11 protein-coding genes and 2 pseudogenes are annotated in these 11,516 nt (G+C 65.7%); 4 read left to right on the top strand and 9 right to left on the bottom strand.

All coding sequences use genetic code 11. The features are described from left to right. Positions 1 to 342: SAVED domain-containing protein (locus KW83_RS20810; protein ID WP_235191470.1), on the bottom strand; the 342-nt coding region annotated here is incomplete at its 3' end. Positions 343 to 417: 75 nt separating this feature from the next. Here KW83_RS20810 and KW83_RS18745 point away from each other — a divergent pair. After that, positions 418 to 1,124: pseudogene (locus tag KW83_RS18745) on the top strand (IS630 family transposase); the annotation flags it as partial. 20 nt (positions 1,125 to 1,144) lie between these two features. On the opposite strand, the gene KW83_RS18740 reads toward KW83_RS18745, so the two are convergent. The 6 genes from KW83_RS18740 to tsaD form a co-directional block, all read right to left on the bottom strand. Further along, positions 1,145 to 2,665, bottom strand: coding sequence for a tripartite tricarboxylate transporter permease (locus KW83_RS18740; protein WP_036182133.1), 1,521 nt, complete (start codon positions 2,663 to 2,665; stop codon positions 1,145 to 1,147). A gap of 36 nt (positions 2,666 to 2,701) precedes the next feature. Beyond that, a complete protein-coding gene (locus KW83_RS18735; RefSeq protein WP_036182131.1) occupies positions 2,702 to 3,205 on the bottom strand; it encodes a tripartite tricarboxylate transporter TctB family protein in 504 nt (167 codons plus the stop codon). A gap of 40 nt (positions 3,206 to 3,245) precedes the next feature. Further along, positions 3,246 to 4,217 (bottom strand): Bug family tripartite tricarboxylate transporter substrate binding protein, encoded by a 972-nt coding sequence (locus KW83_RS18730; protein ID WP_036182129.1) that lies wholly within the window; start codon positions 4,215 to 4,217, stop codon positions 3,246 to 3,248. Positions 4,218 to 4,354: 137 nt separating this feature from the next. Next, positions 4,355 to 5,209: a universal stress protein gene (locus tag KW83_RS18725; protein ID WP_036182127.1), complete on the bottom strand. Its 855-nt coding sequence runs from the start codon at positions 5,207 to 5,209 to the stop codon at positions 4,355 to 4,357. 155 nt (positions 5,210 to 5,364) lie between these two features. Further along, positions 5,365 to 5,781 carry an EVE domain-containing protein gene (locus tag KW83_RS18720; RefSeq protein ID WP_036182125.1) on the bottom strand — a complete coding sequence of 139 codons (417 nt, stop codon included), beginning with the start codon at positions 5,779 to 5,781 and terminating at the stop codon, positions 5,365 to 5,367. After that, positions 5,778 to 6,830 carry a tRNA (adenosine(37)-N6)-threonylcarbamoyltransferase complex transferase subunit TsaD gene (tsaD, locus tag KW83_RS18715; RefSeq protein WP_036182123.1) on the bottom strand — a complete coding sequence of 351 codons (1,053 nt, stop codon included), beginning with the start codon at positions 6,828 to 6,830 and terminating at the stop codon, positions 5,778 to 5,780. Before tsaD ends, KW83_RS18720 begins: the two co-directional genes overlap by 4 nt. Positions 6,831 to 6,933: 103 nt before the next feature. On the opposite strand from tsaD, the gene KW83_RS18710 reads away from it, so the two are divergent. From KW83_RS18710 to KW83_RS18700, 3 genes are read left to right on the top strand one after another with little or no spacing between them, the layout of a single operon-like run. After that, the gene (locus KW83_RS18710) at positions 6,934 to 7,620 is read left to right on the top strand and encodes a uroporphyrinogen-III synthase (RefSeq protein ID WP_036182121.1); all 687 of its coding nucleotides are present in this window, start codon (positions 6,934 to 6,936) and stop codon (positions 7,618 to 7,620) included. Between the two features lie 31 nt (positions 7,621 to 7,651). Next, positions 7,652 to 8,782 carry a COG4223 family protein gene (locus KW83_RS18705; RefSeq protein WP_051928673.1) on the top strand — a complete coding sequence of 377 codons (1,131 nt, stop codon included), beginning with the start codon at positions 7,652 to 7,654 and terminating at the stop codon, positions 8,780 to 8,782. 10 nt (positions 8,783 to 8,792) lie between these two features. Further along, on the top strand, positions 8,793 to 10,415 hold the full coding sequence (locus KW83_RS18700) for a heme biosynthesis protein HemY (RefSeq protein ID WP_036182119.1): 1,623 nt from the start codon (positions 8,793 to 8,795) through the stop codon (positions 10,413 to 10,415). 91 nt (positions 10,416 to 10,506) lie between these two features. Here KW83_RS18700 and KW83_RS18695 read toward each other — a convergent pair. Both KW83_RS18695 and KW83_RS18690 read right to left on the bottom strand, forming a co-directional pair. Continuing rightward, positions 10,507 to 11,187: pseudogene (locus KW83_RS18695) on the bottom strand (IS3 family transposase); the annotation flags it as partial. Then, on the bottom strand, positions 11,183 to 11,516 hold a 334-nt coding region (locus KW83_RS18690; RefSeq protein ID WP_036182117.1), incomplete at its 5' end, for an integrase core domain-containing protein. The gene KW83_RS18690 and the pseudogene KW83_RS18695, both read right to left, overlap by 5 nt.

Below are 11,516 nucleotides of genomic sequence, written 5' to 3'. Positions count from 1 at the left end.
CCGGATCTCCCAAATGGAAACTGGTTCGTCAGGCAGTGCCTGMACGATACGATCATCTGCGATGCCGGCGGTTACGGAGATCTTCAGCGCCACTTTCTTCGGGCCGGGGGCCCCAGGGACGCAGGTAAACTCGAGAGGTTCACGATCGTTCGGCCAGGCCCAGCCCGGCGTTGGCTCCCTGTGCCTGCCGTAGACTGAAACGGCCGACAAGTCTGAAAGCAGTCGACCAAGCTCCATAAGGACTGGCATGGGCGCGAAACCGAACACCGCGAGATGCTCGAGATCACCGTCCGCGAACCTTCCGTCGATTTCCCGCTCGATCTTCTTGCGAAGTGCATCGATGACGACGGGGTAGTAGTCGGAATCGCTGTCCTTCTGCGCAATGTCGGCGGGCTTCTGGAGCGGATAACGGAGCCGTTCACACTGCGCGGACTGGTGGTGGAACTGGCCGAGCGCGGGCTCAAGGTCGACTACCGCACCGTCTGGGCCTTCGTGCGCCGCACGGGCTACTCGTTCAAAAAAAGACCCAACTCGCCGAGGAGCAGAACCGCCCCGACGTGAGCCGCCGCCGTGTGCGCTGGAAGCGGCACCAGGGCCGGATCGACCCCCGTCGTCTCGTGTTCATTGATGAAACCTGGGCCAAGACCAACATGGCCCCGCTGCGCGGCTGGGCTCCCAGAGGTGAACGCCTGATCGGGCGGGCCCCGCATGGTCACTGGCGCACCATGACCTTTATCGCAGCGCTGCGTCATGATCGGATCGACGCGCCCTTTGTTTTGGACGGTCCCGTCAACGGCGAAGCGTTCCGGGCTTATGTCGCGCACGTGCTCGTCCCAACCCTGCGCCCGGGCGATGTGGTGGTTATGGACAATCTGGGCAGCCACAAAGGGCAAGCCGTGCGGCAGGCGATCCGTAACGCGAAAGCGCATCTACTTTTTCTGCCGCCCTACAGCCCCGACCTGAACCCGATTGAACAGGTCTTCTCGAAGCTCAAACACATGCTCCGCAACGCAGCCGAGCGCACAATGGAGGCAACGTGGCGCAGGATCGGGACACTGCTCGACCGCTTCAGCCCACAGGAGTGCGCGAACTACCTCGCCAATACTGGATACGCTTCAAGCTAATCTCATCATGCTCTAGGCGCTCAACCCTCGTCGGCCATGGTCTTGCCGCGCCCCCTGCGCAGCAGTTTGATCGCCGGCAGGAAGATCAGCACCAGCGCCGCGATGGTGATCGGCCCGGCGATGGGGCGCGTAAAGAAAATCGACGGATCGCCAGAGGACAACAGCAGCGACTGGCGCAGGGTGGGTTCCGCGATCGGCCCCAGCACGATGGCCAGAACGGCAGGCGCCAGAGGATAGTCGAACTTTCGCAGGAAGAAGGCGGCGAAGCCGAAGATGACGATCAGCCACATGTCATGCATGTCCCGTGTCGCGGCGTAGCCGCCGACGATGGACAGCACAAAAATCATCGGCGCCAGGATGGTGAAGGGCATCCGCAGCATCCAGATGAACAGGGGAATGAACGCCAGGTTGACCGCCACCGCCACCACGTTCGACACGTAGAACGATCCGATCAGCCCCCAGACGAACTCACTTTCGTCGACAAAGAGGCGCGGTCCGGGCACCAGGCCCCAGATCACCATACCGCCCAGCAGGATCGCCGTGGTGGGAGAGCCGGGAATGCCTAGCGTCAGCATCGGCAGCATCGCGCCCGTCGAGGCGGAGTTGTTCGCCGCCTCCGGTGCGGCCACGCCGCCGGGATGGCCCTTGCCGAATTCCTCCGGGCGCCGGGCCACCATCTTGGCCACGCCGTAGGACATGAGAGAACCCGGCGTCGCCCCCGCAGCCGGCAGCACACCCACGAAGAACCCCAGAAACGACCCGATGGCGGTGCCCTTCCAGCCGCGCTTCACCGACTCCCGCGTGTCCGACAACATTCCACGGACGCTGATCCTGGCGGTGGTCGTGGTGACCTCTCCGCGGGTCTGCTCGATCGTCCAGAGCATCTCTCCGATGCCGTAGACGCCGATGGCGAGGACCAGGAAGTTGATGCCGTGCAGGAAGCCGGAAATGTCGAACAGGACCAGCCGCGGCGCGCCCGAGATCTGGTCGAACCCGACGGACCCAAGGACCAGCCCCAGGCAGATCGAAAGGATCGTCTTGGGAATGTCGTCGCCGCCGAGTCCGACGAAAGTGGCGAAGGCCAGAAGCATCAGCGCGAAGATTTCCGGCGGCCCGAAGGACAGGGCCACGGCCGCAAGGACCGGCGCAAAGAGCGTGAAGAGGACATTGGCCACGGTCCCGCCCACGAAGGACGCCAGCGCCGCGGTCACCAAAGCAAGGCTCGCCTTGCCCTGCAGCGCCAGGGGCCGACCGTCGAAGGTGGTCGCGACAGCGGTCGAGGCGCCCGGAATCCCCAGCGTGATCGATGAGATCGCGCCGCCGTACATCGCCCCGTAGTAGATCGCGGCAAGGAAAATGATCGCCGATCCGGGCGGCACGAGGAAGGTGATCGGCAGCAGGATCGCCACGCCGTTGACCGACCCAAGCCCGGGCATCGCGCCAATGAACAGCCCCAGCGTAACGCCGATCAGGATAAGGAGGAGGTTGAGCGGTTGCAGCGACAGCAGCACGCCCTGTCCGAGTAGGGAAAGAATTTCCATCGCGGTACGCTGTCCCTTCGGCCCGGCCTGTCCCGGTCAGTAGATGATTTCGTAAAGCACGTTGAAGATCGGGTCGGTGAAGGGCAGCCCCTTCGGCATCGTGATCTGCATCGCCCCTTCGAAGAAGAAGAAGAACGCAATCGGCGTCACGATGGTCAGAGTCAGGCTGAGCGGCCAGCCGTGCCGGCCCAAAAACCGCGTGTAATACAACAGGAAAACCGCGACCGCGCCGTACATCGAAATGACGTTCACCAGCCCCACGAACACGATGATGGCGCCACCGACGAAGAGCAGCATCCGCCATCCGTAGCTGTCGAGCACCGGCTCTTCGGAGCGCGATGGCGGGCTCGTCCCCCGCCACCAGTTCAATCCGATCATGGCGCAGCAGATCAACATGATCGCCGATAGCCAGAACGGCCAGGCACCTCCGCCCGGCCCCTCCCGGGAGATATAGCCGACGGGAAGTTCCGTGGCTTTCCACATCAGGTAAATCGACAGCAGCGCAAGGACGCCCGCCGTTACGATTTCGCCGGTGCGCATCGGGCCCCCCGTAGAGTTGCGGTCCCGGCTTGCGGCGCTGTCATTCCCCCATCGCGGCCAAAAGCTCGCGATGGCGCGTGATCTGGGTGTCCCAATAGGCGCGCTGTTCCTCCGCGTTCATCCAGAGCGGCGACAGGCTCTCCGACTGAAGATAGCCCTGCCATGCGTCGGTCTCGTAGATCCGGGTGAACAGGTCGCGGTAATAGGCGGCTGCCTCCTCCGACATTCCCGGCGGGCCGACAACGGCGCGCTGGTTGTAGTAGGAGAAGTCCTGACCCTTCTCCTTCGCGGTCGGGACGTCCGGGTAGGCCGGCAGCCGCTCGTCCGAAAAGGCCAGAAGAGGCACGAAATCTCCCGAATCGTAGAAGCCCTTGGCCTCTGCCGGATTGTTCACCGTCGCCATGACCTGCTGTCCGGCCAGATCCTTGGCCACCGCGCCGCCGCCGTCATAGGGGATGTACTTGATCCTGAGATCGTAGGCTCCGGCCAGGAAGGCGATCACGATGGAATCTTCCTGTCCCTTGCCCGTACCGCCCATCACCCATTCGCCGTCGGCGGCCTTCGCCGCCTCGACGAACTCCTCAACGGTCGAGATGCCCTGATCCTTGTGAACCCACAGCACGAACGGATCGACCCCCATCATCGCGATGGGCGTGAAGGACGTGATGTCGATTCCCAGGTTTTCCTGCCGGAGCGGCGTCGTGAAGAACGAATTCAGCGTGACCAGCAGCGTATGATCGGGATCGTTCGTGTTCGCCAGCGCGATCAACGCCTCGGCGCCGGACCCGCCGCCCTTGTTGTTGGGAACGAGCGGACGGGATGTCATGTCGTTCTGCTCGGCCACCGACTGGATGAACCGTGCGATCTGGTCGGCGCCGCCCCCCGGCCCTGCCATGATCACGAAGTCGATGGGCTTTCGCGGCTGCCATTCCTGTGCCACCGCCTGCAAGGGCGCCACGCTCAGCATGGCCGCGGCGGCCAAGCCCAGAAACACGCGTCGTTCGATCGTCATCGTGGCAATCCTCCCAAATGCAGCACCCTTCACGCCCCCCCGCCCCGCAAAAACCCATCCCAAAGATGCGCCGCCGCGAAACTAAATTACGTGAACGACTCGGACAGACATATGATATTGCGCACCCTCTTGTCTACTCAGTGAACGAGCACGACCGAAATCTTTGCCTTGTCGACCACTGACTGGGTATTTCCTCCGAACAAGGTCTCACGCTCATGGCTTTCGCCATAGGCGCCCATGATGAGCATGTTCGCACCGACCTTCACGGTCTCCGCCAGAAGCGCTTCGCCCGGGTTGCGGGCGTCGAACCTGTGCGGCACGGCGGTCACACCGCGCAGGCGGTAATAGTCCACAAGCTCCTCGACGGTGGCGCCGTGGGCATCTCCCTTGCCGCTCGTCAGGATCGTCACTTCCTCTGCTCCCATGGCAAGATCGAGCGTCAGGGCGACCGCCCGCGACGCCTCCAGAGAGCCGTTCCAGCCCACCGCGATCCGGGCGCCGAGATCATCGGGCGAATCGTGCCCGGGAGGGCACATCAGCACCGGCCGCCCGGTCTGGAACAGGCCCGATTTCAGCGAATTCGTCCCCAGATTCCTGTCACGGTCCGGCTGCGACACCACGATAAGGTCGGCGAGGCGCCCGTTGTGCTTGATCACATCCGCCATGCGGCCGGATTCCTCGATGAACTCGACCGTCGCCACGTCACTGTGCGGCGGATCAGTCTCGGACAGACCGAAGTCCCGTGTCAGCTTCTGCAGGATGGTGCGCAGATGCTGCTCCTGCTGGTCGGCCAATTCGTGGGCCTGTTTGAGAAACGTCTCGCGCGCGAAGGCGGGCAGCGGGACGCCCGATGGCAACAGATCCTCCGCCCGCGCCCGGCAGTGCGCCACGACGACATGGGCCTTGTGCCGTCTGGCCAGCGCCGCGGCGTGCCTCAACACGGTCGCCACCATGCCGTCGCCGCGGACCGGAACCAGGATCTTGCTCAGCATGTCGTGCCCTCCCCAATCGCGGCGTCACATGCCGCAGACCATGATCGAGCATGTCCTGATCGCGCAATCAACGGTTTCCACCGCGATATGTTCGGTGCCCGCCGCCACGCCGGGTCGGCACGCAGGTACTGGACCCGGGCTGGCAGCCGTTTCGCTCAGGGTTCCCCGGACATCGCCACGACCGCGTCGAATTCGGCGCGTGTCACCGGCTGGACCGACAGCCGCGGGTTGGTGACCAGCGCCATGCCGGCCAGGGCCGGATTCGCCTTGGCCGCGTCCAGCGTCACAGGCTTCGGCAGGGACGCCAGCGCGCGGACCGTCACGCAGTCCCAACGGCCGCTGTCGTCGGTCGGGTCGGGATGGGCCTTGGCGATGATCTCGACGATGCCGACGCAGGCGCGTTCCGTTTGCGAATGATAGAACAGGCCACGGTCGCCCAGCGCCATCTGCCGCATCTGGTTGCGGGCCTGATAGTTGCGGACCCCGGTCCAGTCTTCTCCCGCGTCGCCCTTCGCCAACTGGTCTTCCCAGGACCAGTCCGACGGCTCTGACTTGAAAAGCCAATACCTCATGCCTTCGCCCCTTTCCTGCCAGAGCCCAGCATGGGCGCCGCATCGGGGTCGAGAGGCCATCTGGGACGCGGCGCCAGATCCATGCCGTCGCGTTGGCCCATCGCCAGCAGTTCGGACCCCGCCCATGCGATCATTGCACCGTTGTCGGTGCACAGCGCCAGGGGCGGCGCCAGGAACGGCACCGGGCCGACGGCCTCCAGTGCCGTGCGGATCGCGGCATTCGCGGCGACGCCGCCGGCAACGGCGAACGCGGTCGCCTCCGGGCACAGCGCCAGCGCGCGACGCGACTTCTCGGCCAGGGTCGCGGCGACGGCCTCCTGAAAGGCGGCGCAGATGTCGGCGCGCGCCGACCGTGGCAGGGCGCCGTCCACAAGCGACAGATCGCGCGCGCGCAGTACCGCGGTCTTGAGCCCGGAGAAAGACAGATCGCAGCCCGCGCGATCCAGAAGCGGGCGGGGAAAGGCGAAGGCCCCGGCGTCACCGTCGCGCGCCGTGCGTTCCACCGCCGGTCCGCCCGGCTGGTCCAACCCCAAGAGGCGCGCGACCTTGTCGAACGCCTCTCCCGGAGCGTCGTCGATGGTGCCGCCCAGCCGGGCGAAGCCGTTTGGCCCGTCCACGCGCAGGAACTGGCAATGGCCGCCGGACACCAGCAACATCAGATAGGGGTAGGGCACGTCATCGGTCAGCCGCGGCGTCAGGGCGTGTCCGGCCAGATGGTTCACGCCGATCAGCGGCAGTCCGGTGGCCGCCGCCAGTCCCTTGGCGCACATGACGCCCGCCATGACGCCGCCGATCAGCCCCGGTCCGGCGGTCACCGCGATGGCGTCGATCTCCATCAGCGTCAGACGGGCGCGGCGCAACGCCTCTTCCACGCAGAGGTCGAGCCGCTCCACATGGGCGCGTGCGGCGAGTTCCGGCACGACGCCCCCGAAGGCCGCATGAAGGTTGGTCTGAGAGGACACGACGTTCGACAGGATGCACCGCCCCCGGAGCACGGCCGCCGCGGTGTCGTCGCAGCTCGATTCGATGCCGAGGACGGTCGCGTTCATCCGATCTCTGCCGTTGCGCCGGGGCCGGGCTGGCCCTACCACCGCGGAACCGTCCCGTCCATGGAAAGCCCGCGCCTCGAAAGCCCCGGATCGTCCCGCCAGCATGACCGTCATCGTTCTGACCCGCCCGGAAGCGGCTGGCCGCCAATTCGCCCGAGCCCTGCGTGAGCGGGCTGTGACTTGCGCCGTGCTCTTTTCGCCGGTCATGGAGATCGTGCCGCTGGATGCCGGCGACATCGGCGACGCAGTTCCGGTGTTCACGTCCGTCAACGGCGTCCGCGCAGCCGGGGGGGCGATCCGCAACCGTGACGTGGTCGTCGTCGGGGCCCGCACCGCGTCCGCCGCACGCGCCTTCGGCGCCCGGCCAGAGGCTCTGGGCGGCAGCGCAGACGCCTTGGCCGCGGCGCTGATCGCCCGCGGCGGCGGGACCTACCTTCACCTTCATGGACGGCACGTCGCTAGGGATCTTGCGGCGCGGCTGACCGAAGCGGGGGTGCGCGCGACATCCCGGGTTGTCTACGAGCAGCGCCCGCGCGCCCTGACCCGCGCGGCCCGGGACGCGCTCTTGGGAGAGCGGCACACCGTCCTGCCGCTGTTTTCCGCCCGGACGGCGGCCCTGGTGGCAAAGGAACTGGGCCTCCCGCCCCGCCGAACCACCGTCATTGCCCTGAGCGCGGGCGTGGCGCAGGCTTGGCAGGGGCCCGGCCGGGCGCTAGTTGCCCCAAGGCCCGATGCCTTGGCCATGATCGACCGAATGGCCAAGGTTGTTGTGGCTGGCCGGGCGGACTAAGCTGCCCCGGACGGAAGCGAGAGGTGACGCGGTGAGCGAAGAGACGACAGCCAGGACCGAACCGCCAGAGGCGACGGCATCGACGACATCCTCGGGGCCGTTCCTGTCGGTTCTGCTCGGGGGGGTGCTGGCCGGCGGGATCGGTTTCCTTGCCGCCTATTACACCGAATTCGGGCTGTTCCAGACCGACGACGGATCCGAGGCCCTCTCTGAGATCGCTGCGAACCTGGATGCCCAGGCCGCGCGGCTCGACGCGGTCGAGGGACAGGCCAGCGCCGCCGAGGACACTACCGCAATGGACGATGTCCGCAACCAGATCGGCGCGGCGGGAGAGCAGATCGCGGACCTCGCCGCCCGGCTCGATCAGGTGGGCGCCGCGGGTGAGGATGCCACACCGGATCTGTCCGGGATCGAAGAGCGGCTTGCAGCGCTCGAAGCCCGGCCCGAAGCCCCAGCGCCCGACGGCGGCCAGGCCGACGCCCTGTCCGCCCTGACAGAGCAGGTCGCGGCCCTGGCGGCGCGGCTGGAGGACCAGGCGGCGACCATCGACGCGCAGGCCCAGACGCTCGAAGCCCAGGCCCAGAAGCTCGACGCGCAGTCCCAGACGCTCGACAGCCAGAAGTCCGCCATCGCCGAGGCAGAGCAGGCCGCGGCCCGGGAAGCCAACCGCATCGCAGCCCAGGCGGCCCTGTCAGAGATCCGTGCGGCGTTCGAGTCGGGCATCCCGTTCGCGGATGCGGTCGGCGCGCTCCAGAGCGCCAGCGGCACCACCGTCCCGGAGGCCCTCTCCGCCCCCGCCGGTCAGGGCATCGCCACGCTCGCCGCCCTCCAGGACAGCTTTGCCGCGGCGGCCCGCGACGCGCTGGCGGCGTCCGTGGGAGAGACCGCGGGGGACAATCCGATCGACCGCTTCGGGGCCTTTCTCAAGGCGCAGACCGGCGCCCGCTCGCTCAGCGAGAAGGAAGGGAGCGGCGCCGATGCCGTCCTTTCGCGCGCCGAGGCGCGTCTGTCCGAAGGCGACCTGACAGCCACCCTGTCGGAAATCGAATCCCTGCCCCAATCCGGGCAGGACGCCATGTCCGACTGGACCGCACGCGCCCGGACGCGGGCGGATGCAAAGGCGGCGCTTGCCGACCTGGCCCAGTCCTTGAACAGCAATTGAGGGCGCGCCGATGTTCTGGTCACTTCTGAAAGTTATTCTGTTTCTCGCCATCATCGGCCTTCTGACCTACGGCGCGGGGCAGCTTCTCAATGCGGACGGCGCGATCCGCGTTGCCTTTGCGGACACGGAATTCACGCTCGGTCCGCTCATGGCCGCGATCGCGGCGATATCTCTGATCGTCGCGGTCTGGGTGATTCTCAAACTCCTCGGCCTGCTCTGGGCACTCTTGCGGTTCCTCAACGGTGACGATACCGCCGTTTCTCGCTACTTCTCCCGCAACCGTGAGCGGAAGGGCCTGAATGCGCTGGCAGACGCCATGCTTGCCCTGGCCAGCGGTGAGGGCAAGGAGGCCCAGTCCAAGGCCGAGAAGGCCGAGAAGTACCTCGACCGCCCGGATCTGACCAATCTGCTGATTGCGCAGGGCGCCGAAATGACCGGAGACCGCTCCCGTGCCGAGGACGTCTACAAGCGCCTTGTTCAGGATGAGCGTACGCGGTTCGTGGGTGTGCGTGGCCTGATGAAGCAGCAGCTCGAAATAGGGAATACGGAAACGGCCTTGGCGCTAGCAGAGCGGGCATTCGGCCTGAAGCCGAAGCATGAAGAAACCCAGGACATCCTGCTGAAGCTGCAAGCCGCCAACCACGACTGGGTCGGCGCGCGCAAGACGTTGGGCGCAAAGCTGAAGCACGGCGCCCTGCCCCGCGACGTCCACAAGCGGCGCGATGCCGTCCTGGCGCTTTCCGAAGCGCGCGACGTGACCGACGAGCAAGCATCGGTCCATGCGCGCGAGACCGCGATCGAGGCGAACCGCCTGTCGCCGGATCTGATCCCGGCGGCCGTGATGGCTGCACGCGGATACATGCGCAACAATCAGGAGCGCTACGCCACCCGCATCCTGAAGAAGGCATGGGACGCGCAGCCACATCCCGATCTGGCCGCCGCGTTCGCGGAAATCCAGCCGAACGAGGAGCCGGCCCAGCGGATCCGGCGCTTCTCGACCCTGACCCGCCTCAAGCCGGACCATCCCGAAACGCGGATGCTTCTGGCAGAGCTACATATCGCGAACGAGGACTTCCCCGCTGCACGGCGCGCCCTGGGCGATCTGGCGACGGCGCATCCCACGGCCCGGTCGGTGACGATCATGGCCGCAATCGAACGCGGGGAAGGGGCGGAGGACGCCGTGGTGCGCGGCTGGCTGACCCGTGCCCTGACCGTGCCGCGCGGTCCGCAATGGGTGTGCGACAACTGCCATACGATCCATGGCGAATGGGAGCCGGTTTGCGGCAATTGCGGGGCATTCGACACGCTCAGCTGGACCGAGCCGAAAGAAAGCGTCGTGGCGATGCCGGCCCGTACCGAAATGCTGCCGCTTATCGTCGGCCAAACCGACGAAAAGCGCGTAACGGTGGAGGAAGGGTCGCTCCCGGCCGTGGCGGAGGCCGAGCCCGCAGGGGCACCCTCGGCCGCGCGGCAAAAGTCCGGCCGATCTGAAAACACGGATACGGTGGAGGGTAGCGTGGTACAGCCCGTCTCCGACGATGAGCCACCCGAAGCCACCAGGATCCCTGAGGCAGAGGTCATAGTCCCTCAAGACCAGCGCGACGAAGAGAACACCAAAGCGGCCTCGAAGTAGCGGCTCTCCATAGTTTTTTGGGGGTCTCCGCAAACCGTGGCGGGGATGGAACCTGGACCTGTCGCGATTTCGTGCCGCCCCAAGTGCTCGTTTAAGCCACTTTTCTTTCGAATGCGACGGGGCTTTTCCAGCCCAGTGCTGAGTGGCGGCGACGCGGATTGTAGAAGCCATTGATGTATTCAAAGATCGCCACTTCAGCTTGCCGCCGCGTTTCCCATGACCTGCGCCAGATCAGCTCGGCCTTGATCGTCTTGAAGAAGGTTTCGACAGCGGCGTTGTCATAGCAATTGCCCTTGCCGCTCATCGACACCTTGAAGCCATGCTGGCGCAAAAGCTTCTGATAGTCGTGTGAACAATATTGCGACCCGCGATCCGTATGATGGATGCAGCCTTTGGGCGGCGCCCGAAAAGCTATGGCCATGTTCAACGCCCGGATCGCCAAGTCGCGTTTCATCCGGTTGCTCACGGCCCAGCCGATCACACGCCGTGAATGCAGATCGAGGATTACGGCCAGATACAACCAGCCTTCGCGGGTCCAGACATAGCTAATGTCACCGGCCCACTTCTGGTTGGGCGCATCAGTGTTGAAGTCTCGATCCAGCAGGTTCGGCGCGATATTGAACTTGTGATCGCTATCGGTCGTCACCTTGTGTTTGCGGGTTCTGACGACAGATATGCCGTTCTGGCGCATCAAACGGCCCACACGGCGATGACCGACGTCCAGGCCGATCTCCTTCAACTCTTCGGTCATTCGCGGCCTGCCGTAGCTACCTGTCAGATCCCGCTTGATTGTATGGCCGCTTTTTGAAGAGCCTTGGCTTTTGGCGATGCCAGTCCTTGAGGGCGTCGATAGGCGTTCTGCCCTTCAGGACGGATTGCGGGAGCTGGCCGTTGTAGAGGCGGACATAGCGCAGGATCGTCTGCTCAAGGTCCTCGCCTGATCGGAAGCGATGACTCTGCAGGACGTCCTCGATCCGCCCGTTGAAGCGCTCCACCATGCCGTTGGTTTGCGGCCGCATCGGTGGTGCGAGGCGATGCTCGATCCCGAGGTCGGCACAGAGGCGGTCGAACTCGTGGTTGCCCGTGGCCGCGCGCTTGCGC

Source organism: Palleronia rufa, from assembly GCF_000743715.1.
GTDB lineage: Bacteria > Pseudomonadota > Alphaproteobacteria > Rhodobacterales > Rhodobacteraceae > Palleronia > Palleronia rufa.
The sequence above is the reverse complement of the archived record's forward strand: the minus strand, read 5'-3'. Positions and strand labels throughout refer to the sequence as shown.